Annotated in this window: 22 protein-coding genes; 11 read left to right on the plus strand and 11 right to left on the minus strand. The window is 40.0% G+C overall.

What is annotated here, in order from left to right:
* Positions 1-11 precede the first annotated feature (11 nt).
* From KYH19_RS05355 to KYH19_RS05390, 8 genes are all read left to right on the plus strand, one after another.
* The gene (locus tag KYH19_RS05355; protein WP_132396419.1) at positions 12-1,937 is read left to right on the plus strand and encodes a RagB/SusD family nutrient uptake outer membrane protein; all 1,926 of its coding nucleotides are present in this window, start codon (positions 12-14) and stop codon (positions 1,935-1,937) included.
* A 14-nt stretch (positions 1,938-1,951) separates the two neighbouring features.
* Positions 1,952-3,217: a DUF5000 domain-containing lipoprotein gene (locus tag KYH19_RS05360; protein WP_219077866.1), complete on the plus strand. Its 1,266-nt coding sequence runs from the start codon at positions 1,952-1,954 to the stop codon at positions 3,215-3,217.
* A gap of 12 nt (positions 3,218-3,229) precedes the next feature.
* Positions 3,230-4,438, plus strand: a complete 1,209-nt coding sequence (locus KYH19_RS05365; RefSeq protein ID WP_219077867.1) for a DUF4998 domain-containing protein — start codon at positions 3,230-3,232, stop codon at positions 4,436-4,438.
* A 34-nt stretch (positions 4,439-4,472) separates the two neighbouring features.
* Positions 4,473-5,408, plus strand: a complete 936-nt coding sequence (locus KYH19_RS05370) for a hypothetical protein (RefSeq protein WP_219077868.1) — start codon at positions 4,473-4,475, stop codon at positions 5,406-5,408.
* A 423-nt stretch (positions 5,409-5,831) separates the two neighbouring features.
* Positions 5,832-6,242 (plus strand): hypothetical protein, encoded by a 411-nt coding sequence (locus tag KYH19_RS05375; protein ID WP_219077869.1) that lies wholly within the window; start codon positions 5,832-5,834, stop codon positions 6,240-6,242.
* 13 nt (positions 6,243-6,255) lie between these two features.
* Complete coding sequence (locus tag KYH19_RS05380; protein ID WP_219077870.1) at positions 6,256-6,669, plus strand: hypothetical protein; 414 nt, start codon at positions 6,256-6,258, stop codon at positions 6,667-6,669.
* Between the two features lie 51 nt (positions 6,670-6,720).
* The gene (locus KYH19_RS05385) at positions 6,721-7,332 is read left to right on the plus strand and encodes a M17 family peptidase N-terminal domain-containing protein (protein ID WP_219077871.1); all 612 of its coding nucleotides are present in this window, start codon (positions 6,721-6,723) and stop codon (positions 7,330-7,332) included.
* A gap of 30 nt (positions 7,333-7,362) precedes the next feature.
* A complete protein-coding gene (locus tag KYH19_RS05390; RefSeq protein WP_219077872.1) occupies positions 7,363-7,731 on the plus strand; it encodes a hypothetical protein in 369 nt (122 codons plus the stop codon).
* Positions 7,732-7,836: 105 nt separating this feature from the next.
* Here the strand turns inward: KYH19_RS05390 and KYH19_RS05395 are convergent, their stop codons facing one another.
* Both KYH19_RS05395 and KYH19_RS05400 read right to left on the minus strand, forming a co-directional pair.
* The gene (locus tag KYH19_RS05395; RefSeq protein ID WP_219078997.1) at positions 7,837-8,124 is read right to left on the minus strand and encodes a hypothetical protein; all 288 of its coding nucleotides are present in this window, start codon (positions 8,122-8,124) and stop codon (positions 7,837-7,839) included.
* Entirely contained in the window at positions 8,078-9,256 is a 1,179-nt protein-coding gene (locus KYH19_RS05400; RefSeq protein ID WP_219077873.1) for a DHA2 family efflux MFS transporter permease subunit, read from the minus strand. The genes KYH19_RS05395 and KYH19_RS05400 overlap by 47 nt, the downstream gene beginning before the upstream one ends.
* Before the next feature lie 368 nt (positions 9,257-9,624).
* Between KYH19_RS05400 and KYH19_RS05405 the strand changes: the two genes are divergently transcribed.
* Positions 9,625-10,416, plus strand: coding sequence for an alpha/beta hydrolase (locus KYH19_RS05405; RefSeq protein WP_219077874.1), 792 nt, complete (start codon positions 9,625-9,627; stop codon positions 10,414-10,416).
* Positions 10,417-10,490: 74 nt separating this feature from the next.
* Here the strand turns inward: KYH19_RS05405 and KYH19_RS24345 are convergent, their stop codons facing one another.
* On the minus strand, positions 10,491-10,727 hold the full coding sequence (locus KYH19_RS24345; RefSeq protein WP_219077875.1) for a DUF2798 domain-containing protein: 237 nt from the start codon (positions 10,725-10,727) through the stop codon (positions 10,491-10,493).
* Positions 10,728-11,188: 461 nt separating this feature from the next.
* Between KYH19_RS24345 and KYH19_RS05415 the strand changes: the two genes are divergently transcribed.
* Together KYH19_RS05415 and KYH19_RS05420 are read left to right on the plus strand one after the other, a co-directional pair.
* The gene (locus tag KYH19_RS05415) at positions 11,189-11,380 is read left to right on the plus strand and encodes a hypothetical protein (RefSeq protein ID WP_219077876.1); all 192 of its coding nucleotides are present in this window, start codon (positions 11,189-11,191) and stop codon (positions 11,378-11,380) included.
* 163 nt (positions 11,381-11,543) lie between these two features.
* Positions 11,544-12,221, plus strand: a complete 678-nt coding sequence (locus KYH19_RS05420; RefSeq protein WP_219077877.1) for a LytTR family DNA-binding domain-containing protein — start codon at positions 11,544-11,546, stop codon at positions 12,219-12,221.
* A 155-nt stretch (positions 12,222-12,376) separates the two neighbouring features.
* Here KYH19_RS05420 and fumC read toward each other — a convergent pair whose 3' ends face one another.
* From fumC to KYH19_RS05465, 8 genes are all read right to left on the minus strand, one after another.
* On the minus strand, positions 12,377-13,795 hold the full coding sequence (gene fumC / locus KYH19_RS05425) for a class II fumarate hydratase (RefSeq protein ID WP_219077878.1): 1,419 nt from the start codon (positions 13,793-13,795) through the stop codon (positions 12,377-12,379).
* 14 nt (positions 13,796-13,809) lie between these two features.
* Positions 13,810-14,175: a hypothetical protein gene (locus KYH19_RS05430; protein ID WP_219077879.1), complete on the minus strand. Its 366-nt coding sequence runs from the start codon at positions 14,173-14,175 to the stop codon at positions 13,810-13,812.
* Positions 14,172-15,743 carry a malate dehydrogenase (quinone) gene (gene mqo, locus KYH19_RS05435; RefSeq protein ID WP_255562558.1) on the minus strand — a complete coding sequence of 524 codons (1,572 nt, stop codon included), beginning with the start codon at positions 15,741-15,743 and terminating at the stop codon, positions 14,172-14,174. Before mqo ends, KYH19_RS05430 begins: the two co-directional genes overlap by 4 nt.
* Before the next feature lie 391 nt (positions 15,744-16,134).
* Complete coding sequence (locus KYH19_RS05440) at positions 16,135-16,518, minus strand: nuclear transport factor 2 family protein (RefSeq protein WP_219077881.1); 384 nt, start codon at positions 16,516-16,518, stop codon at positions 16,135-16,137.
* Positions 16,519-16,667: 149 nt separating this feature from the next.
* A complete protein-coding gene (locus tag KYH19_RS05445) occupies positions 16,668-18,620 on the minus strand; it encodes a sigma 54-interacting response regulator (RefSeq protein WP_219077882.1) in 1,953 nt (650 codons plus the stop codon).
* A gap of 179 nt (positions 18,621-18,799) precedes the next feature.
* Complete coding sequence (locus KYH19_RS24145; protein ID WP_255562559.1) at positions 18,800-20,716, minus strand: sigma 54-interacting transcriptional regulator; 1,917 nt, start codon at positions 20,714-20,716, stop codon at positions 18,800-18,802.
* Between the two features lie 6 nt (positions 20,717-20,722).
* Entirely contained in the window at positions 20,723-23,065 is a 2,343-nt protein-coding gene (locus KYH19_RS05460) for a histidine kinase dimerization/phosphoacceptor domain -containing protein (RefSeq protein WP_219077883.1), read from the minus strand.
* Between the two features lie 6 nt (positions 23,066-23,071).
* The gene (locus KYH19_RS05465; RefSeq protein WP_255562560.1) at positions 23,072-24,763 is read right to left on the minus strand and encodes a sigma-54-dependent Fis family transcriptional regulator; all 1,692 of its coding nucleotides are present in this window, start codon (positions 24,761-24,763) and stop codon (positions 23,072-23,074) included.
* Between the last annotated feature and the right edge of the window lie 750 nt (positions 24,764-25,513).

Raw genomic sequence — 25,513 nt, forward strand, 5'->3', positions numbered from 1 at the left:
GCACGCATGTAATGAAATTCAACATAAAACTTCTCATACTCATTGCAGTGATTTCGGGAATGACCCTTTCCTGCAAGAAATACCTGGATGTAACGCCAGACAATGTAGCCACAATCGATTATGCTTTCAGAAACAGAAATGAGGCCGAAAACTACCTTTTTACCTGTTACTCTACCCTGCAGAACATGGGCCCATCCAATAGCGATGCTGCTTTCACCACTTCCGGAGAGATTTATTTCCCCAATACCTTAACCGAGGCAACATTGGGTAGCAGGGATGCGGAGCAAGGTTTCCACCTGATCAGGGGCGTCCAGTCTACCGATAATCCCTCATTGAATTATTGGGATGGGGAACAGCTTGGCCAGCCCATTTTTAAAGCAATCAGGAGATGTAATATCTTTCTGGAGAATATCGACCGTCCGAAAGATCTGGCTCAATTTGAACGCAACCGCTGGATTGCAGAGGTAAAGTTTTTAAAGGCCTATTACCATTTTTATCTGTTAAGGATGTATGGCCCCATTCCTTTGATTAAACAGAACCTGCCGATAGATGCCGGCACGGATGAAGTAAGGATAAAACGTGCGCCCATTGACGAGGCATTTGCTTATATCGTATCGTTATTAGATGAGGCCACGCCCGATCTTCCACGCACCATACAGGATCCGGCAAGAAGTTTAGGCCGAATTACACAGAATATTGCCCTTTCGGTTAAAGCTGAGGTGCTTACTACACAGGCGAGCCCTTTTTTTAATGGCAATCCCGATTATACTGGTTTTAAGGATAAAGATGGTGTAAACCTTTTTCCTACAGCTTTCAGTGCAGAAAAATGGAATAAAGCCATGCTGGCCTGCCAGGCTGCAGTAAAATCCTGCGAAGAAAGCAACCTTTCCCTTTACCGTTTTACCTCTCCGGGCAATCTTCCAAATATACCTGCGCCATTGAAAACCGTAATGGACATCAGGCAGAGCATTACCGAGAACTGGGAAAAAAATCCCGAAGTAATCTGGGCACTGAATCCTGAATTTGGGCTACAATCAATGGCTATGCCCAGGCTTACCAATGCGATGGTGCAGAACATGGGTGGCACACCGGGCAATTTTGCCGTGCCTATAGGTATGGCTGAACTGTTTTATTCGAAAAATGGTGTGCCAATGGCTGAAGATACTGGTTACGATTACAGAGGCCGTTATGCTGTTGCTGCGGTAGGTACGGAAAATAAATACTATTTAAAAAGCGGTTACCAGACCATAAAAATGCACATGGATCGTGAACCTCGCTTTTATGCCGATTTATCTTTTGATGGTAGCTGTTTTTTTGGTAACGGGCAAACTGATCCGGAAAACATGCTCTATGTGCAGGCTCGTGGCGGAACTTCGCTGGCTGGCCCCAAAGATAATATCAGGGTTAACGTATCGGGCTACTGGCCAAGCAAACTGGTTAATTACCAATCTGTTTTTGGTACCGAAGTTACCCAGGCAGGTTTCCGGATGCCGCTAATCAGACTCGCAGGACTTTATCTGCTGTATGCAGAAACGCTTAACGAGGTTAACGGCCCTACGGCAGATGTTTATACTTATATCGATAAAGTGCGCTCACGTGCAGGTTTAAAGGGTGTTAAAGAATCCTGGTCTTCTTATTCAACTAACCCTGGTAAAGCTTCAAGCAAAGATGGCCTCCGGTCGATCATCCAGCAGGAACGCCGCATTGAACTTTGTTTTGAAGGAAGAATAGGGTGGGACTTAAGGCGCTGGAAAGTGATGCAGGATGTACTCAGTAAACCACTTCAGGGCTGGAATATTCAGGATACCACACCTGAAGGTTATTACCGTCAGCGTAATCTCGTAATTCCTGTATTTGGCCTGAAAGACTATTTGTGGCCACTTAAATACAACGACCTGATCGTTAACCCAAACCTGGTTCAAAATCCTTATTGGTAATTAAATAGAAGATGATGAAAATTAGTTCAAAAATATATAACAGACCTTTCGCATTGCAATTTATTGCCTTGTTACTTGTGGCCTGCTCGTTTTATTCCTGTAAAGAAAGCGAAGGTTTTAATGAGGTTGTATCTACAGATATGACAAAACCCGGAGTACTCACCGGCGTAAAAGTAGAAAACCTGGCTGGAGCTGCAGTAATTTCCTATAAGCTGCCTAATTCCCAGAATCTCTTGTATGTACAGGCAGAATACAGGATCAATTCGCGAACCGTAAGGCAGAGTAAATCTTCTTATTATAGCGATACAATCAAGGTAGAGGGCTTTGAAAAAAGCGGCGACTACGATGTTACACTTTATGCGGTATCACGTGCGAATGTGAAAAGTGATCCTGTACAGATACGTGTACACCCTGCAACCCCATCTTACCTGTCCGTTTATCCAACAGTTCAGCTTCAGGCCGATTTTGGTGGAGTAAATATAATCGCTAATAATCCGACTAAGAAACCTATTGGAGTAATTGTGATTTCCAATGATAAAACGACAGGAAAAATGCTTCCCGTAGAACAGTTCTATACCGAAGCGGAAAATATCAATTTTAGTGTAAGGGGATTTGATACCCTAAAAAGAGATTTTGGCGTATATGTAACCGATAGATGGGGAAATATATCCGATACTTTATATAAATCAATTAGTCCAATATTTGAGATGATGATACCGAAAGCGCAGTTCAGCGAATATCGGCTACCATCAGATTCTCCACTGGGTGCAACAGGCCTTGGATGGAATACTTCGAGGTTATGGGATAACAATACTTCCGATCCCGGCTGGCATACAGAGGCCGGTTATAGTAAGCCTCTTCAGCTCTGCACATTTGATATGGGCGTACTTGCCAAGCTCAGTCGCTATAAATTGTGGGAAAGAGGAGAAGCCTATGGCAATGATTATTCTTATAATCATGGTAATCCCAAGACCTGGACACTCTGGGGATCAGCCAAAGCTGCACCGGCAAATATTGAGTTACCCGTAACTTCGGCAAAAGGAACTGTTGTGGGCGATTGGATTAACCTGGGGAATTTTACCTGTCCGCCGCCTCCATCTGGTAATGCACCCGGACAAACCACTCCTGTAGATCTTGCCGCAGTAAAAGCTGGCTTCGAATTTAACATTGCACTTGATATTCCCAAAGTGAGGTTTATCAGGCTGGCCGTTAATTCAACCTGGGGAAATGCAGATTTTGCCCACGTGATGGAATTGTCTTTTTGGGGAAATACCAATTAAAAATTAAAGCAGATGACAACTAAACATATCAACAGTATTTTAATGGTTTTTATGGCCATTGTGGTTCTTTGCGGCTGTAGCAAGGATGCGCTGGATTATAGAAAATATCTTAATGAAAAAGAACACATATATCCGGGCTTTGCCGGCGAAGCTGGCGCCGCGCCAGGCAATTACAGGATAAAACTGAACTGGAAGGCGAGTCCCGACCCGAGTGTAACCCATTACCGCATATTCTGGAACAATTCAGCAGATTCATTGGAAATGAAAGCACCAGACCGAAGCGTTACTGATGTATCGGTAATTATTCCCAAACTGGTAGAGTATAATTATTCCTTTACCATTTATTCTTACGATAAGGCTGGGAATAAATCTGTGCCAGTTCAGATTAGCAACATAAAGGTTTATGGCGATAGCTACAAATCGAGTCTAACCAACAGGTTTCTGGTTTCAGCAAATCCTTATCAGCTGGATGACGACGGCATTACACTCAATTTTGAAAAACCAGATACCATCAATATTACAACAGAAATACGCTATACCTATAAAGATGGTACCATTCATAAAAGTGCGTTAAGTCCTGATGAAAATTCGATCAGGCTTGCCGACTACAAAACCGGAACAAAGATTTATTTCAGGTCGGCCTATGTGCCGGTAAAATCGGCTATTGATACCTTTTATACCGTAGATTACGATTCTTTGAGCAATATTATGATACCGGTAGATAAATCACTGTTCCGTCCGCTAAAGCTAGCCAATGATGTTGGGACCTATTCGAGTGAAACCTCTTTATCGCAACTTTGGAATGGCAATAAAACACCAACTGCATATCCGGATATCTTCCATAGTGATGACAATACACCGCTTCCGCATCACTTCACTTTTGACATGGGTAAGGCGATAGTTAATCTTACACAGTTCGAAATCATTGGGCGCGATGGTTATAATAACCCTACCAAATTTGAGATCTGGGGAATTGCAGATCTGACGGGAGCGGAAACGCAGTCGCCAGGCAATTCAGCAGGGTGGACAGCAGAATCAAAAGGAAGAGGATGGACGCTGCTTAAAACGGTAGAACGCTCAGATGATGGATCGGCACCATTTAAAGTTGCCCTGCCTGATGGTCTGCCTCCAATTCGATACATCCGGATCCGGGTAATAAAAGTGGCCAGTGGCGATGCCTATTACAGCAATATTAGTGAAGTATCTTTCTGGAATAAATAAGGCTCTCTTCTCTATAATGGAGAATAATAAAATTATGAATAATACCAAAGCAATCATTTATGTACTAGTCCCGGTTTTTTTATTGGGACTGGTTTCAAAATCCAAGGCTCAGAATCAGTCTGACAAAATGATAACCACTCCTGATTCTGTCTGGAAGGAGCACTGGTTTGAGCACAAGGAAGAACTAAAACTAATAGGAAGCAATGCTCATGTAGCTGTTTTTTATGATAAAAACATGCCGGCCAATGTCAAATGGCCTATCGCAGCAATGGCAGATTGCTGGGCCTATGTTAAACGCAATTACGGAGATTTTGGACCAGATCCAAAACTCTATGTGATTCTGCATCGCGCGATGGGTAAGGATTATGGAGGAGGACATCCATCACCCTTTTTTGATGCGAGCCATGATTACCGGAACGTGATTGATTGTGGTTTGGCGCAATGGGACAATCCGAACGGGGAACAGATTGGCATGCCGATACACGAGATGGGACATATCGTAACCAGTGCCAGTCATGGTACAAAAGGCTCGCCGTCTGATGTATTGTGGGGAGATAGTAAGTTTATGGAGATTTTCAATTATGATGTGCTCAAAAACATAGGAATGGCCGATGAGGCCAATAAAGTATTTACGCAAATGCAGACTCAGTATGACGACTTTCCAAGACAGGGAACGCAGTGGTTTAAAAACTGGTTTTTCCCTATTTACAGTAAGTATGGTGAAGGAAAGGTACTCAACAGGTATTTTGAACTCCTGGCTTTAAACTTTCCAAAAAGTAAAAGCGGACGTTACAAAAGAGATCTGAATTTTGGAGAATTTATTCATTTCTGGAGTGGTGCATCTGGTGTAAACCTGCAGGATGTTGCAGAAAAAGCTTTTGGTTGGCCGGCAGAATATGATATTCAGTTTAAACAGGCCCAGAAGGATTTTCCGAAATTAAACTATGAGACTAAAGGTAGCAGCAGATAAGGTGTATAATATCATTTAAAAATCTCTTCAGAAGTTTTGTTAAGTCAGACTTCAATACAAATCCCAGATGTATAAGATATCCGGTGAGGACCGGTCATAATTTCAGTTGTAATAAGATTTGATCTTTTTATATGCTGATTTTAGTTTGGTGAAAACATAGGTTGTGGTGGATACCCAACCTATGTTTTATTTAAAGACCAATCTGGTTCAAATGGCCGGTAGCGAGGAATCATTGCGTGGAGGAAAGACAAAGCAATCTTCGCCCGTTATTCGCGATAGCAGGATTGATCCGTGCATCGCAAATTCCAGGTAAAATCATGTTATATCGTTAATTTTTTTATTGAAACAACAATGCTGTAAAGCTTAAGTGTTTGGTTATTTGTTGATTACGTTCGTGGCTTATTCTTTGTAAGAGAGAAAGCGATGCATTACACTCTTCTTCAGTTTCTTATTTTACTTTCAGAAGCTGTGCTGTTAATCATACTGGCGCAGAAGGTGAAAATTTCCTGTTCCATATTTTTAGTGCTGGCCGGTTTGGGAATAGGCTATAATCCGGGTATTCCTGCTTTGTCGATTAATCCTGAAGTGATCTTCCAGATTTTTCTATCAGCTTTGCTTTACGAGGCTACCTGGTATACCTTAAGTAACGATTTTCGGCGCTGGCAAAGGCCAATTAGCTTGCTGCGCTTTCGGACTGGTGATCATCACCTCATTGGCTGTCGCTTTTTAAGTTCCTCCACGATCCCTGGTTTTACACTGGGCATGGGCTTGCTGCTGGGCCGGCTTGGCCATTGCGCACGTATTGTATCTTATCCACGGGTTTTAATCATGTAAAACTACTATCAGAATGAAAGATAAAAAGAAAATAATAATTGCAAATGAGTTCCGGCTAGAGGATCAAAACGGTCAACTACGTGCATTACTTTCCGGAACAGAAAAAGGAACGTTTTTTAGCTTGATGGATGGCGGAGAAAAAGAAGTCGTTAAGCTTTCGGTCGAAGATACCGGACTTTCATCATTAACATTTTTTGATTCTTCTGCAAAAGAGAAAATACAGCTAAGTCTTGATGAGAAGGGCATGCATATTCATTTGGCTGGAGAAGGAAAACAGGAAAGCTATATTTTTTTGAAAAGCAATGCCGCCTCTGGTTTCGTGTTAACCGATGTAGATGGAAACCGAAGATTTCAGGCTACCATGGGGCCGGACAGTAACCCACACGTAACTATATTCCCTCCCGGAGCAGACCCGCGTGATTTGTAATGATTTACCTATTTATGTCGCTATCAAATACTTAAATAAATTTCGCATATGATGAAAAAACAAATAACTGAAACCGGACTGAATCCCTTGGTTAACGAGAATATTAAATATAATATTCTTGTTGAAAGCCCCTCTCAAACCATAACTCCACTACAAATGGTGTGCTTTTTTGATTTCAGTGAAAATCAAAATTATCAGGGCGGTACCGCTGCGGTAAATCAGCATTTTAACGGTGAAATAGATAACCTCCGGAAGGCTGGGATATTTAAAGGAAACTTTTTGGAAACATTATTAATTACTCCTAAACAGGCACAGATTCCCGCTGAAAAATTGCTGCTTTTCGGTTTGGGCAATCCTTCTGCGCTATCATTTGAACTTCTTGAGCAGGTTGGGTATTACGCAGCGCTCGAAGCCCTGAAACTTGGCGTTGAATCATTCTGTTTTGCCCCCAGCCTTAAAGATGCAGGTATTTTAATGCAACCTGGTCTTGAAGTATCAACAGCTTTGCCCCGGGGTATGGCCAAAGCAATATCGGTAGCCAGAACGCTGGCAGATAAAAAACTTGGTGATAAGGTAAGTCTCAAAGAGATTTTTTTGCTTGCCGGTGAAGCTCAGGCAGCATACGCATATCAGGGTCTTATCAAAGCATTTGAAGTTAAATAAACACAATTAAGCAACCACTAAATCTAATATATGGCCATCAACAATTTCCACGACGTTCAAACTTTTATTACAAGGATAATGGAAGAAAACAAAAAAAAGGATGTCCCGCCTCCGAAGTCTCCCCATAAAGCTTTTTGGATGACCATGAGCTATGATGAATTTACAAACGGCAACGTTCCTGGTGTTTTGGATCCGGTAAGCAATGAAGGTATTCCGATTCTTGATAAAGGTAATTCCGTCAACAGTAATATTATTCTTGCGTTAAAAGGAGAGGGGCCGCTTTTTAACCCGAATAGCGGAGCGTTTGGCAGAATGCCTGCCGGGGATCAAACACCGTTCTCTGATGAGGAAATTATGGAACTTGCAGAATGGATTGATAGGGGATGTCCGGAGTTCTAAGTACTCCGGAATCTATAAGGAGAGAAAACTTTGGCAATCAATCAACTCTTCTTATAGATTTTACAGAGAATTAAATTGTTATAAATTCGTATAGTATTAGAGAAATTACCTTAAACTGGTTAGCTTAACTGCGGCAAGCTTATCTATTTTATTTCTATTCGGTAATTTTAAGGCTGGCATGATTGCAAATGCAATTATGACCGCAGAAATAAGAAACCCATCCTGCAATGCAAAATGCTCTGCAATTTCTGTTGTTCTGCCAAGTTGTAAATAGTACTTACTGATATAGGTATGCAGTATACCACTAATGGCTATCCCCACGGAACCTCCAACTTGCTGTAAAAGACTATTTATTGATGTCGCTGTAGCTGTTTGGCCGGCACTTATAAGCATTTAGCAGTGATGTTGAAACAGGTGAAACCAGCAGACTCATGCCGAATCCACGTATCGCCATTGCCAGTATAATAAACCAAATGTGGCTTTCTGAATTCATAAAAGCAAATTCGGCCATCGAAATTGCGATCATTACGATGCCTACTACCGACGGATTTCTGATCACACCTCTGTCAGCAAGTTTACCAGCATATGGTCTCAATAATAGCATCATCAATGCGTTAGGTAACAACAACAGGCCTGTCTCAATCTCAGAATAGCCCATCAGCCCCTGTAAAAGAAATGGAAGAAAAAACAATCCGCCATAGAGTGCAAGGGAGCGGATCAGGATAATTATTGAACAGTTTATGAATGTTGCAGACTTGAAAACGGTGAGGTCAATCAGAGGATTATCTTTCTTGGACGAACGGATAAAAAATACTAAAAATACGAGCGAAACAGCCAGGCCTACTCCATATTGCCAGGGTTGTATATTGGGATCAGATATCATTGTCAGGCTTAGCTGTAACAATATGATAAATATACCGAAATATACATAGCCGCCAAGGTCAAATGAAGGCTTGAGTTTGGGTTGCTTTTTCAGAAAGCCTAAAAAAAGTATGCTCATTACTATAGTAATAATTCCGATTGGAATATTAATGTAGAATATCGACGGCCATTCGAAGTAATAGGTAAGTACACCACCCAGCGTTGGCCCAATTGCCGGCCCCATAACATTTCCTATACCCCACCAGCCAATTGCAGAACCCCGCTGTTCTTTTGGAAAACTATCGGTTAGAATGGCCAATGATGTTGGCGTGATTGCCCCACCTCCAATTGCCTGAAATATCCTGGCGGCAATTAAAAAAGATAAGTTGCCGGATAAACTACAAAGCAATGAACCGGTAGTGAAAATTATAACGCTTGCAATAAAAAGATTATAATATCCGATTCTGTTTTTCAACCAGTTGGTTAAAGGAATAAATAGACAAAACGATATCATATAACCCAGGATAACCCATTCTATGCCATTAATACTTGCTCCAAATTGTTTCTGGATTACAGGCAGCGACACGTTGACAATGCTACTATCAAGTGCAGCCATAGCTGTTCCAAGCATGAGGGTGATTAATACGGCTATCCGGTTTTTCATGTATATTAATTATCAATTTTTGATGATACGGGGCTTGTTTAATTCTTATCAAAATATGAAATCATACCGCTACCATGATTCAAATCCTAAATTTCCGAAAGATATGGCCGTTCTGTTTAGAAAGATCGTCGAACAGACCGATCGAATCGTCGGAAAGTGAATATACTTCGATAAAGCGCACTTAAGGATTCCCTCTTCATATAGATTTCCAGATAAATAACTTCAAAATTAAGGGATTTGTTTAGCGCTCGTAAATACACGTCATTTCGTCAACAAGGAAAAGTTTTATTTTTATAAAATACTGATATATAAATGGTTGTTGTTTGGTTCGGTTTAGGATAGGCATTGGTAGCTTAAGTATAAATTAAATGGAAAATACGATAAAAATTACCAGGGATATTGTTTATAAGGATGACTTAGCCCTTGATCTTTATAGCGGAACGAATTTAAAAGGGGCAATTATTGATATTCACGGAGGGGGTTGGTTTCATGGCGATAAAGCTAAGGATGAAGATCTGGCTACCCGACTGGCTCAGGAAGGCTATCTGGTTATCGTTCCCAATTACCGTTTGACTCCAGCTGGTGTGTACCCGGCCGGGAAAGAAGACATTCTTTTTGCTCTTGAGTGGCTTCGTCAATCTGATTATAACTTCGACCGTACAAAAATAGCTGCCTGGGGTAGTTCAGCCGGAGGTAATATTTCCGTAGAGGTTGCTCTGGTCGCCGGAATCCCGGCAATAAGCTGGTCGGGAATAATTGATTTGGAAGGGTTTATATTGGAAACAGAGGGCAATGCAGCGGAGAAGAAAGATGATTTGGATTTTGGAAGTATTCCAAGTGCTAATATAAACCAGGGTGGAAGAAATGATGCATTTCTACGGTGGTGTATTTATGAGTTGATTGGTAATGACAGAACTTTATTGAAAGAGGCAACTCCGCTAAACAGGGTAAGTTCGAAAAGCGGACCCATTTATATGGCAAATTCCATGGATGAGTTTGTTCCGGCGGAAGGTGCATTAAAACTCCAGAAAATGTTACTTGATTCGGGAATACCAACTACTGTTCAGCTTGTTTCCGGAACATTACATGCCAAAGGCTATATGCCAGATGCTATTGAACCTTCTTTAAGCTTTTTAGAAACTTTTTTAAGGAACAGCTAAAGAATTTTTATAATGGATATTTCGATTTTTTTCATGTTATACTAAATTGTGGGTTAACTTAATTGATTGTTTGATCAATTCTCATCCTCAACTGTAAAACGGTCAATCAATTTTTTAATCTGCGGGTTTAATATGAACCCTGTAGGGATTGATATTAAGCAACCCGAGATAAAATCCGGTCTCCAAAGCGTGAAAAATTCTCTGTCTATCTTGTGATGTGTACAAAGAATTCCGAAACTTAATATGGCAGTTGTTCCTATAGAGACTAATACTACAAATAATACATTTGCCCTTTTTTTTGAAATCTTCATAGTTCTGATTCAGTAATTTTTTAATGCTGATGGCTGCAACTTCTCAGCTACTGCTATTTGTTTGCCAAATATTAACTGTTTGATATACAGTATTATTGGGGTGTTTTAAGTCTGTCTAACTGGCCGTATTTCGTTTATTTACGATGATCATGGTAAATCATATCATATCCTTAACTGCATTTTCGGTTATTATCGCTTTCGCTTAATTCTGCCAGAAGATTGGTTACCCAACGGATAAGGATCTCTAACAATTGCTTACATTAATTCCCATTTCCTAAGAGATGGCTCATAAATTAACTTTATTTCGTTAGATAATTATTTATTAAATTCCTTAAGTGTCTGTAAATCAAATTTTTGTGTTTTGGATAGCTTTTTGAATATGCTAGTTGTCAATGATATCATCAACGTATAACCGATGAGAGATTGCTTTTAACCTTAAAAAAACAATTAAATCAATTATTATGAAAAATCCAGAAGAAGAGCAGAATATTGATGACAGAGAAATTTCTGAGGCAGACGATCAGGAAAGCCAAAAAGATATTCACTCAAATGGTTATGAGCCGGTACAAGAGAATGACGTTCAGGCAGATAAAGACATATTGGAGCAATCCTACCGTGCTTCTGAATCTGCTCACACCCTTAATCCGGACTAACATTGCATACCCAGGCAAGTTTATTCTTGCCTGGAATCAATATCGAACAATTTGCAATAATTTATATCATCTATCGAATCAATTCTTTCCGGCGCATAAGCTACAATACCTACAGGGTATTTACCTGCCATGCCCGGATGGTTTTAAATGAAATTTTATCCATATGACAGCTTTGATAACTGACGACAATACAATGGCTAATGCACTCATCAGCAGGCTGACAAGTGAAGTCAGCGATTTGCAGATCATCTGTAAACACTGTAGTCCATACGAAGCATACAATCATATTGAACAGGATATTGGTTCCTCAATAAGTATAAATACAACTCTGTTAAATCAGGCAGAGCGGGGCCAACATGTTAATCGGGTTGATAAAGTCTTTGTTTTTATAACTTCTCAACAAATGGTGAGCACTATTAAAAAATATCCACAAGGCTTACAAGTGCCTGCCTCCTCCCAATATTATGGACACTCACCCCACAACAAATATTTAGAAGCATCAAACACTGCTTTGCCACATCCATCAAATAACGACTGTATTTTTATACGGGACAACAGCATCATCAGGAGACTAGATACAGCTGATATATTGTATTTAGAGGCAATGGGTGATTACGTTAAATTTCATACTGACAAAAAGATTTATACCATTCATTGTACGTTGAAGTCTGCTGAGCATCGCTTGCCTGCACTTAAATTTTTACGTGTACACCGCTCTTTCATTATAGCCCTTAATAAGCTTGATAGTGTTCAGGACGGCGGGCTTATAATAGGGGAGCGTTTCATCCCGGTTGCTGATAATTACCGGAAAATTCTCCATCAGAGAATGAATGTGCTCTAAAATTGATCGTTTTTTGAACAGCATTATTATAGCTATTTAATTTCTGCATTGACCTTTAATCACGGTATTCCGGGATTAAAGGTTGTGTTATGTATATGTTTTACTATTCCGAATCCTGCTTTGATGAATCATTTTCTTCTGCTTGCCGTTCAACATCATACCATCTTTTTAGGATCTGCAATCCTGTCAAAATTATCCTCATCTATATAGCCACTTGCAAGGGCTGCTTCCTTAAGTGTAAGATTTTTATCCAGCGCAGCGTGTGCAATTGCAGAAGCTTTATCATAGCCAATCTCCGGACTAAGTGCAGTAACCAACATGAGTGACCTATTTAGAAATTCTTCAATTCTAGGCAAGTTCAGTTCTGTTCCTTCGACGGAAAACATCCGGAATTTTTCAGCTCCGTCTGCAAGTATGCCGGCAGCATGCAAGAAATTATTGATGACGATGGGTCTCATCGCATTGAGTTCGAAGTTGCCCTGGCTACCTGCGAAGGCAACCGCATTATCTTCTCCTATAACCTGAATGCATATCATAACCATTGCCTCACATTGAGTAGGATTTATTTTTCCGGGCATGATACTCGACCCGGGCTCGTTCGGGGGGAGAATAAGTTCTCCGATGCCGCACCGTGGGCCTGAGGCCAGCCACCTCATATCGTTAGCTATCTTCATCAATGCCACCGCTAAACCCCTTAGTCCTGACATTGCGGCTACCATCGCATCCAGAGATCCCTGGGCAGCAAATTTATTCGGAGCCGTTATAAATGGCTTTCCTGTAAGCATTGCAATTTGGCTGGCTATTTTTTTTGCAAATCCTGCCGGAGCATTAAGTCCTGTACCAACAGCCGTTCCGCCTGCCGCAATTTCGAAAAGCTTTATTCTGCTTTCTTTAACACGTTCGAGAGCATCATCAAGTTGAGTAGCGTATCCAGACCATTCCTGGCCAACTGTAAGTGGTACCGCATCCTGCAAATGTGTGCGGCCAATTTTAACAACATCCTTCCATAGCTTTGATTTGGCAACTATGGCCTCTTTGAGTTTCTCTATTGCCGGAACCAATTTATCGTCTATATACAATATGGCCGCGATGTGCATTGCAGTTGGAAAACTGTCGTTTGAAGATTGACCCATGTTCACATGATCATTGGGGTGAACTGGTTTTTTACTGCCTAGTTCCCCGCCCAGTAATTGAATGGCCCTATTGGAAATGACTTCATTCACATTCATATTTGATTGGGTACCTGAACCAGTCTGCCATACATATAGGGGGAATTCCGAATCCAGTTTTTTATTGATAACCTCATCTGCTACGGCGGCTATAGTATTGGCAATTTCGGAAGGTAATCTGCCATCGCTTTGATTGACCAAAGCTGCGGCCTTCTTAACATAGCCGTAAGCATGGTAAACCTCTTTTGGCATTTTATCATTTCCAATAGAAAAATGTATAAGACTGCGCTGGGTTTGTGCGCCCCAGTAATGCTCTGCAGGAACCTCGATTGTTCCCATTGAATCGCTTTCATCTCGGTTGCCGGTTTGGCCGGTTCCGATTGGTTGTGAAATATTATCTTCCATGATTTCAATCCAGATTATTGGTACTCATCGGCAATAAAGTGCGTATCTTCATTCTCTTTATAGATTACATATACGCGTTTCCAGGGTTGATCATTTAATAATTTCCATTTATGTCCGCTTCCGGTGTGATCAATTGCCAGTAAAATATCCCCAGGTTCAATAATAAATGTTTCCCCAGTCTTTGTGCTAAATTCCAGGATACCCGTCAGGGTGATTACATATTGCGGAATCGGGTCGTTATGCCAGTCAAAAGAAGAGTTGGCAGCAGTTTCTTTAAAGAGCGTGTGGTCTGCCTGGACCAATGCACCCTCACTGATGCGACCACGTTTGAAATGTGAGTGCCCGTCGGCACCTGTATAGAGAAGGTATGCTCTGATCATGAGGTTACATTTTTAATGTTTAGAACTTCTGCAGTTTTTTTTCTGATATCAAGACATAATGATGGGTTATCTACGAGGGATTGTCCATAGGATGGAATCATTTCTTTAAGTTTATCCGTCCAGATACCATTTTTTACTTTGTCATCAAAACATTTTTCAAGTACATCGACCATGATCGCTACTGCAGTAGATGCGCCCGGAGATGCGCCAAGCATAGCGATTATGCTTTTATCTGATGCACCCACTAACTCAGTACCAAATTGTAGAATCCCCCCGTGTACCGGGTCTTTTTTAATGATCTGTACGCGCTGTCCGGCAACTTCAAGTCTCCAGTCTTCTTCGTTTACCTCTGGAAAAAATTCCCTTAAGGCAGCAAATTTCTCTTCGCTGGATTCCAACACCTGACCAATCAGATACTTTGTAAGTGCCATGTTATCCCTGCCTACCGCCAGTAAAGGAAGTATATTGTCAACATCTATCGAACCGAAAAGATCGAGGTAAGAACCATGCTTTAAAAATTTTGTTGAAAACCCGGCGTAAGGTCCGAATAGCAGGGAGACTTTTCCGTCGATATGGCGCTGATCTAAATGCGGAACAGACATTGGAGGTGATCCCACTGAGGCTTTGCCATAAACCTTGGCATTATGGCGACTGGCTAAATCCTCTCTGTCGCAACGCAACCAAACTCCGCTAACTGGAAAACCTGCATAGCCATGAACTTCTGGTATCCCAGATTTCTGTAACAATGGGAGAGACCCACCGCCTGCACCGATAAATACAAATTTTGAATTAACGAAATGATGCTCGCCCGTACTTTCGTCCCTAATCTTAGCTTCCCAATTATTGCCTTCACGCTGCAGATCCTGAACGCGATGATTATAATGAATAACTACGTTCTCTTTTCCATGCAGCGAATCCAGGAGTATCCTGGTCAAAGAACCATAATCAACATCTGTACCGGTTTGCATTCTGGTAGCCGCTACCAGCTCACCCTCATCCCGTCCCTCCATAACCAGTGGAATCCATCCCTGTATGATTTTTTTATCATCTGTAAACTCCATTCCATGATAACAATGACTGGCTGTTAATGCTTCGAAACGTTTTTTAAGAAAAGCAACATTTTCCGCACCTCTCACAAAACTCATATGCGGAACTGAATTAATAAAATCCTGAGGATTTTTTATAATTCCATTTTTGACCAGATAAGCCCATAATTGTCTGGAAAGATCAAATTCAGTATTTACCTGCAAAGCTTTGGAAATATCTATAGTACCGTCTTCAAGTTCAGGGGTGTAGTTTAATTCGCAGAGGGCGGCATGGCCGGTTCCTGCATTATTCCATGCATTTGAGCTTTCTTGTGCCGGCTTATCGAGAACTTCATAAATCCTTATTTTAAGATTTGGGTCTAATTGATTTAAAATTACGGCTAGGGTGGCTGACATAATTCCTGCTCCGATGAGCACTGCATCCTGATGATGGCCTGAAGTTGATTCTTTCATAGTTTCGTGTCTTAAATGAGTAAATGTGTTTTTAAGATAAGTTTGAGCTGATAAAGCTGTGCAATGCAAGTAATACCTATGGGGGTAGCTTTTATCTTAAACTCATAAGCTATTCTTTGACCTAAAACTATCCATCAGGATTGCTTTTTTGATTTTCTAATCGTTCAACAGGCTAAAACTGTCGGTGAAACAGGTTAGTTATGTTTATTGATATCTAAAGACGTTTTATGACGACAATTACGGTTCTAAGAGAAAGTTAATTATTGGTGATGAGTGCCCCGGACTCCCTCATAATTATGGTACTTACAAATGTAAGTCTATTGTGTTAGTCTATATAGGCAACAAGCCAGCACCTTGAAGGGCGAATTTGCATTAAATTTAAGGCAGGCTAAGTGTTAGCATCAATTTTAATTAAAACGGCTCCCGGATTAAAACAGGCAAGATAATTTCATTTCGAAATTTAGATTTTGTCCTTTATAAGTCCGGTTTGATGAGCTATAAATTCCCAGTTATCTTCGTTTTTTTGGTATACACCCACATATACAGAGTCCATTATTCTATGCTTTCCGTTAAGAGTCACATCGATCTCTACATTTCCCATTATAATCAATAAGGTATTTCCGGAAAGCGTGGCAGAAAGTACTTTTGTTTCAATATTGTGGTAAACATATGCGCCATTAGAAATTTTATCCAGCATTTCTGTTTTGTTATCAATCAATCCACTGGAATGCCCGTATGATAAGTCCCCGGAAAAAATCTTATTTAATACTTCGAGGTTCCCTGAAATCATTGCTTTCGATCGATTCATTTCGAGCTGTTTCGCTAAAGAAAGTTGACTATCCATTTATTATTTGTTTACCAGTTTACAGTTGAAAAAAATCTGAATAACAGCAATTCAAAATATAAGATTTATTAAGAGTAAGCCGTTAAGGGAGTTGGTGTACTCAGCGTATACCTTATTTCAGCACGAATTAATAATTTAATTGCATAAAACTATTTCACAAACTCGAATTTTATTCCGAGTTTTTTGATTTTTGAATTTAGTGTTGTTGACGGCATATTGAGTACTTCTGCAGCACCTCCCGGACCGAATATTTTACCTTTACACATATTCAATATTCTCAATATATGTTCCCTTTCCATCTCTTCCATCGTTTTGATTTTGGAATGCTCATCGCCAGCAAATCCCGTTGTGTTCAGCGGTCCAGGAAGATCAATTTTGGTTATTGTTTCCCCTTCAGTTAACAACATCGTTCTTTCAATCAAATGTTCCAATTCTCTGATATTTCCAGGCCAGTCGTATTGCTGTAATTCATTTAGTGCTTCTGCCGAAATTCCGTTTACGGCAGACGAACCTTTTCTGCCATATTTAGAAATAAAATGTGCTGCCAGAAGAGGAATATCTTCGTTACGTTGTCTTAACGCCGGTAATTCAATAGGGAAAACATTTAACCGATAGTACAAATCCAGGCGGAACCTGCCTTCAGATACTTCTTTTTCAAGATTCCGGTTGGTAGCGGTGATGATCCTGACATTTATTTTTTTGGTATGGTTACCGCCCAGCCGCTCAATTTCTTTTTCCTGAAGCACCCTTAGTAATTTCACCTGAGCCTCCAGGGGGAGTTCGCCTATCTCATCTAAAAAAATAGTACCACCGTCAGCTTGCTCAAATTTGCCGATCCGCTTATCGTTTGCTCCTGTAAACGAGCCTTTTTCATGACCGAAAAGTTCCGATTCTATCAATGTTAAGGGTAAAACTGCACAGTTGACCGTAATCAGTGGTTTGTTTTTTCTGGGAGACAGTTTATGAATTGTTTGCGCAATTTTTTCTTTACCGGTACCACTTTCGCCTAAAATGAGTACCGAAGTATCATCTGGCGCAACCAGTTCTAGTTTTTTGAAGGCAGCATGTAGCAAGGCACTATTGCCTATAATGCCGTTAAAATCTTTCGAAATCTTAATATTTTCTTTTATAGTGATCGGTTCTTCAGCTGTAGGTAAAACAGGCACAGGGATTTCCGGCGCGATATCCTTCCCATAAATAACCTGATCTAAAATCAGTTCCAGGCTTTTCTTAAGCTGATTAACAATTCCTGTATGAACTTTAGAATATAAATCAGAAAGATGATTAAAGAAAACAAACTGGAATTCCTCACCATTTCTTTCAATTTCGGTAACCAGGGCAGATTCAAATTTGTAATGATCCGAAAGTGCCTGTATCCATGGGCTTTCCATCCTCAGTTTTCTAAAATCATATCCGTTAAAGAACGGTTTTCCATTATAAGCAATAGCGGTGGAATTCCATGCTTTAAAATCACGATTTGAAACATTTATTTCTTTCAGTAAGTTTTCATTATTCAGCGTGCTGAATCTGCCATCTGCCGTGCGGACTACATAGGTATCTTTTGTACTTGTCCGTGGATTTGATTTGGTAATCCAAAGGAAATCAAAAGGAACAACAGGATACAGTACGGCACTGATCTGTTTCAGCCGTTCTGCAATCAACTCCTTCTTTCCGGCAATATGCTCAATCTGTTTGTGTATTGATGGTTCTGTATGTTGATTGTATTTTAAATTCTGCTCGTGCCTGTAGCGCGCAATATCAAGCATTACCATGAGGTCTCTTTCCCGGAAAGGCTTAACTAAAAAACCATAAGGTAAAGTTGCTTTTGCGGCTTCTAAAATGCCCTGATTGGTATTTGCGGATATATAAATAAATGGAATCCCCATTTCTGTAAGCTGACTGGCTAAATCAATCCCTGTTTTATCGCCACGTAAAAAAATATCCAGCAATATCCAGTTAGGTTCTTTAGTCTCAATTAACTCCAGGGCCTTAACCACTGACGGTGCAATTCCGCATACTTTATAGCCTGCTTTTTCAAGCATAATCCGAAGATCGTTGGCTACAATAAATTCATCTTCTACAATTAAGATCTTTTGTTTCATCTTCTATTCAGGCGAGCGTAATATAAAAAACCGACAAAAACAATAATCAATACGGTTTGAGCAGATTATACGCTCTTTTATTCAAGAAAAATACCATTAGTTAAGGTTTTGTTAATCAGTATATTAATAATTGTAATTCTTTTTATATTGATGATATATCGTCGATTTACTAAATGTCACTAACGTTCTATTCCCAGCTTTTTAATTTTAGAATTCAACGTTGTTGCTGGAATACCTAATAATTCAGCTGCGCCACCGCTGCCGGCGACCTTGCCTTTGCAAAGTTCTAAAACACGGATGATATGGTCTCTTTCGTTGTCAATAATCGTTTTTATTCCATTTTGAGTAAGGGGATCTTCTTTTTTCATTCCAAGTTCCAGATGATCCGGATTAAGCATGCCATTCGATGAAAGCAGTATGCTCCTCAGCATTACATGTTCCAATTCCCTGATATTGCCAGGCCAGTCATATAACATCAGCCGATCCATAAAATCAGTAGGAATTTCAGAAATATTCTTGCCTACTGCCTTTGCATGTTTCTGAAGAAAATATTCAGCCAAGAGCGGGATGTCAGTTTTTCGCAGGCAAAGTTTAGGAACGTGTATTGGAAAAACATTAAGACGATAGAAAAGATCGAGCCTGAACCTGCCTTTTGCAATCTCCTTTTCCAGATTGAGGTTTGTTGCAGCAATTATTCTTAAATCTACTTTGACAGGTTGTTTACCACCAATCCTTTCAATTTCTTTCTCCTGTAAAACCCGGAGGAGCTTTGCCTGAAGGTCGAAAGGCATTTCGCCAATTTCATCAAGGAATATGGTGCCGCCATCAGCCTCCTCAAATTTCCCGATCCGGGTATTAATCGCGCCTGTAAACGCACCTTTTTCGTGACCAAATAAAATGGATTCAATTAAATCCGCTGGCAAGGCAGCACAATTTACAGCTACAATCGGTTTTTTGTTTCGATGCGATAGTCGGTGAATGCTTTTAGCGATTTCCTCTTTTCCTGTTCCGCTTTCTCCGGTAATCAATACTGATGTATCAGTTGGTGCAACAATTTTTATCTTATCTAAAACACTAAGCAAGGCCGTGCTTTTGCCGATAATATTTTCAAAATCTTTTTTAGCTAAAGGAAAGTCACTTTCCTGATGTAAAACTGATTTGGTTCCGGCTTTTTCAAGTTCAATAATGTACGCCAATTTTTTCTCTAAGGTACCTGATAGAAAATTAAGCAGTTCCATATGGGCAGGCTGGTAAATGTTTTCGGTTCTGCTGTAAAATGAGAAGCTGATTTGATCGCCATTTTCGAGGTAGAACGTTTTAACCAGGTTGGAACAAAGATGGTAAGTGGTTGCGATTAAGTTTTTCATTGGAGCAGCCTTTTTTACTCCTTCGAAATCATTACCGATATAAATTGCGTCAGCTGTTGTTTCAGGTACCAGTTGATTGATGGTATCATATTCTGCCCTGCTTAAACCCGTGTATTTTAAGAACTCATTTGCTGTAAATAAGTCATATTGGTCAAAGTTTTTTCTGGTAATTCCAATTTCGCTATATCGTTTTCCATTTTTTGCAATACCAGAAAGTGCAATAAAATCAAAAGGAATATATGGTTGAAAGGCAGCTGCAATGGCTAAAATTTTTTTTTGCCAGGTTAAGGATTTCATCGAGATATCTACAATAAAATCCTGCATAAAACGCTCGCTGCTCATTTTCATGTTATTGCTGTTTTCCTTTCGGTACCTTGCAATGTCAATGCTTAATAAAATATCGCGATCGCGGTACGGCTTAACAATAAAACCATACGGACAGGTGGACTTTGCAGCCTCAAGTACTTTCTCATTCGAATTGGCCGAGATATAAATAAAAGGAATCTCACTTTTCATCAGGTCCTGCGCCAGGTCAATGCCGGTTAGCCTGCCTTTAAGGTAAATGTCTAAAAGAACCAGGTCTACCTGGTGTTTTTCCAATAGGGTCTGTGCATTTTTAACAGAATCGGCGATGCCAACAACCTGATAGCCGGCACGCTGCAAAATCATCTGCAGGTCGTGCGCAACTATAAATTCATCTTCAACAATTAGAATTTTTTCAATCTTCATCTCTAGTTAATCAGTCAGCAGCAATAAGTCTTCATTTTTATTCATAAAAGTCAAGTGTAAGGAAACACCGTCTTTACTTTCCATCGTAAAAACACCATCAATTTGGGCACTTAGTCCTTTCATTAAAATAATGCCCAATGTGTTACTCTGTTCATAATCAAAGTCGGCGGGTAATCCGATGCCATTATCCTTGATAAACAGTTGATAATGATCTTCCTGGCATTCTTTTAGGGTAATGATTACTTTTCCGCCATGGATATCGGGAAAAGCGTATTTAAAAATATTGGTAATTGCCTCGTTAATAATTAGGCCAAGCGGAACAGCTTTCGAAATATCGAGTTCGAGATTCAATATATTCAATTCAAAGCTGATCATTTTATCATCGTTAAGGCTTTCCTTTAAATATTCAACCAGTTCAATGATATAAGGCTTAATGTTGATGGTAGCAAGATTTTCTGTCTGATAAAGCTTTTGATGAATCAATGCGATACTCTTCAGACGGTGCTGACTTTCTTTTATGGCCTCAATTGCAGATAAATCCTCCAGGTAATAACTCTGGCTGTTTAAAAGGCTCATGGTTAGCTGCAGGTTATTTTTGACCCGATGGTGCACTTCCTTAATCAGGCCTTCTTTTTCTTCGATTAACTTGTTTTTTTGTTGAATATTAACTTCAAGTTCAGCATAAGCGAGGTCTATTTCTGCTTTTTTCCTGACCAAAATATCATGAAGTTTCTTTTTCAACCGAAACCGTCCATAGATTAAAACAAGTACAATGGTTAGAAAAGCCAACCCGGCGATAGTGGCATTTTTGATCCATTGAATGCGGTTAAGTTCCTGACTTTGTAATTGTGATTTCTTCCTGAGGATTTCATTTTCGTTCTCCTTTTGTGAAGCCTGGAATTCAATCTTCAATCGCTCAATGGTATTTAAATTCTCCTGGCTCAGCATAGAATCTCTAAGCATATGAAAGGTTTGCAGGTGAACAATGGCCTCAGCCGGGCGATGGGTTGACAGATCTATTCTATAAAGAATTTCATTTAACCGGATCTGCCTTGGTAAGGTCATGCTGATCTGGTTTTCTCTGGCTTTTTCGGCGAATTGTGAAGCGAGCTCATATTTGTTTTGGGCGAAGTAAAACTCGCTTACAGAGAAGAAAACTGAAGTTTGGAAAGGGTTAGAGTATATGTTTAATGTATTGTCTTCCAGTAGTTTGTCGAAATATTTTTTAGCCAGATCGTACTTTTTTAACGCAGCATAACACTCACCAAATGCCAGAAACATAAAATATCGGTGTCCGCTTGATGAATTGCCAACTTCGCTCCATGTTTTTTGGAGAATGGGTAGTGCTTTTTTAGCTTCGCCCAGTTTAATCATTTGGCTCGTAATGGCGTAAGCCGTAATGAAGCGGAAAGGGGTTTTTTTGTCTCGACCGTTAAGGGTTTTACTATACCATGTAATGCTCTCTTTAGCTTTACCCATAGCCTCGTAAGCAGAACCTACTCTGTTTAAATAAGTGTCGAGCACTTCCTCATTACTGCTTTGCGCTGTTTTTACACTCAGCAGTGCATAATTCAGTGCCTTACTGAGTTCTCCTTTTCTTTCATAAACAGCCGAAAGCAAATCGTAAGCCTTAGGAAGATCGGGAAGTTTAAATTTTTTATCCAGCGCAATAACCTCAAACAATTCTTTTATCGATAAATCAAATTTTTCTTCTTCTAAATGGAAATCTGCCATCGTTTTCAGGAGCGTTGCCTCCCTGTATTTTTCATCGAAGGAGGTGCCGATTTCTTTATATAAAGCGTGTGCAGTGGCTGCCCGATCATAAAATGTCCTGTTCTCATAGTCTGAAACGGTATCCGGGACATTTATAAAATAGGAATCCCATGCGCTGGCCTCAAGATGTTTATTGCCGATTCTTTTTGCAATAGCAATCGCTTTTTCATACGTATTTGCCTGTTGCACTCTTAAATTTTTCTTATTCAAAAAATGGGCATATGCGATTAGCGTGTGGAATTCCCAGTTTAAAGATTTAAGTTGCTTGCTCAATGCGTGTGCTTTTTCCAGGTAAGGCCCCGCCTTTGCCAAATTTGCCTGCTGATTGATGAAATGATTGGCGATGCTTATCATGTATTTAACCCGGTTCGTATCGGGTTTTGATTCAGAAAGAAGTGTATTTAGCTTTTGGAGTGAATCTTTAGGATTTAAGTTCTCTACCTGATTTCTGGCTGAACTGCTATAGCACCTAAAAAGAATTAAAATGAAAGCAATAAGTACAACAATGAAAACCAGCATTTTATTAATGTAGCTTACTGTTGCAGGTTTTTTGAGCAATCTGTTTAATTCAATCATTTAATTTTACTTATTCAGGATGTGTTCCCGTTTAATTTTAAATTTTTTAATTTTTGAATTGAGGGTCGTAGCTGGGATGTTTAAAACTTCAGCAGCTCCACCAATACCAGAAATTTTGCCTTTACAGCGTTTTAATATTGACAGGATATGGTCGCGCTCGTTCTCGTGGATACTTTTTATTTTTTGCTCCTCTGAATTGTTTATAGCTTCATTTCTATCTATTTTAGGTAAGTGAATCTCTTTTAATATGTTGCCCGATGTTAATAATATGCTCCGCTCAATCAGGTGCTCCAATTCCCTCACATTTCCCGGCCAGGGGTAGAGCATCAGTTTGTTCAATGCGCTTTTGGAAATGGCATTTACCTGTCGCCCGGTTTTCTTAGAAATGCGTTCAATGAAAAATGTTGTTAGATGGGGGATGTCATCCAGTCTATCCCTCAAAGGCGGCATTGAAATCGGAAATACGTTTAACCGGTAATAGAGATCACTCCTGAAATTCCCTTTTTCTACCTCTTTTAATAAATTTCGGTTAGTGGCGGCTATAATCCTAACATTTGTTTTAATTACACCTTTACCTCCAATGCGCTCAATTTCTTTTTCCTGTAGCGCCCTTAGCAACTTCACCTGAAGGTCGATCGAGAGTTCCCCAATTTCATCTAAGAAAAGCGTGCCGTTATGGGCCAGTTCGAATTTCCCAATCCGCCGCTCTGTTGCGCCCGTAAAACTGCCTTTTTCATGACCAAAAAGTTCACTTTCGGCCAGGCTAGCGGGAATCGCGGCGCAATTAACTTTAACCATCAATTGATTGCTGTGAAGTGAAGAATTGTGTAATGCCCTCGCTATGAGTTCCTTTCCTGTTCCGGTTTCTCCAATAATCAATACTGTGCTATCAGTGGCGGCCACAGCGTCTATCAGGTGAAAAATACTTTCTAACGACTCGCTTTGTCCAATAATCTCAGTATGGTTGTATTTATGTTGGATCTCCTCCTGCAGGTAACTTTTCTCATCTTCTAGTTTTTGTTTGTATTCGTTGATTTCAGTAAGTTGCTGTTCAATTTTTTCATTTGCCAGGATGTTCGAGATCGCTATTGAAATTTGCAGCGAAATGCCCTGAAGTAAATCAAAATAAATGTTCGATAAGGAATTTGTATTTTTAGTATATAGGTAAAAGAAACCGATACAGCCCGATCTGCCGACCATTTTCAGGCCGATCATTTCTTTAATGCCCTTATTGTGCCAAAATTCCAGCCATGCTGGTGCATCATGCCACGTTAAGACTTCTTCAACATTGAAAACAATTGGTTTTTCCGATGAGATCATCGCCCTGCACATGCCGTCATCGAGTGTATATTTCTTAGAAGATTGTGGCGCTACACCTGCGGTTTTAAGGAAATCTTCTTTTTGGTTGTAGATGAAAGCACTATGTGTTTCCTGATCATCATTGATTAAACAGATGACGAAATTATCAAAATCAAATAGTTTTTTCAGCTTTTGATCGATGACATCGAAGAGATCAGGTTTGTTGCGTATAGAGGCGATTGAGTTACTTAAAGATAACAGTACCGCGGTTTCTATTTCTTTTTGTTTAAGCTTTTCAAGCAGTAAAACATGCTGGTTTTCAAGATCGGAGATCGCATCAGTTTTTAGGTGAGTATTTGCCATGTTTCTAACTACAGACAGATTACCCTTGTTTTCCATGTAGCTAAGATAGGGTTTGTAAAATTAAATAATGATTTTTGATGCGTTAAATTGATAGCGAAATTTCGTTAGTGATTTAATTTTGCATTGGTTTTTAATAGGTTATGTAGGTTTATAATGTTGATATGTTTTTTATTATTTCGTTATTATTTGGTTGATTAATTAATTTATCCCGCTGATTTAGGAGATTTCCGCAGAGGCAGAGGCAAATGGTTTGGTTGATTGAATGTTAAAATAAACCATTAATGGCAATTCAATATAAATGTCGTCTTTCCCGCGCAGGCGGGAATCTTAATGTTTGAAACATTTGTTGGGAATGACGATGTGATTGAAGAGATCCTGAAATAAATTACCTTCGGTGAACTTGCTTAAGGCTCGGTTTACTGCATAGCTTTCCGCCGTGCTACGGGTCAGGATGACGATCCAATGCACGGAATCACAATCCAAAAATATGTCGTCATTGCGAGGAGGAACGACGAAGCAATCTTAATGCGGTCGCTAGTAACGATAGTTGTAAGATTGCTTCGCCGGCTAAAAAAGCCTTCTCGCATCGATTAACTATCGGATGACGATACCAAAATAGCTGTTCAGAGAAAAATTAGCTAGCCGCCTAACTCTGTGTCCTTTGTGCTTTCCTTTGTGTTCTTTGTGGTTAATAAACACATCAACTGACTTGCGCTCTGCGCTTTTCTCCGCGCGCTTTGCGGTAAATGCCAACTTAAAATTCGTAAATCAACGATATATAGTTAA

This window comes from Pedobacter sp. D749, assembly GCF_019317285.1.
Taxonomy (GTDB): domain Bacteria; phylum Bacteroidota; class Bacteroidia; order Sphingobacteriales; family Sphingobacteriaceae; genus Pedobacter.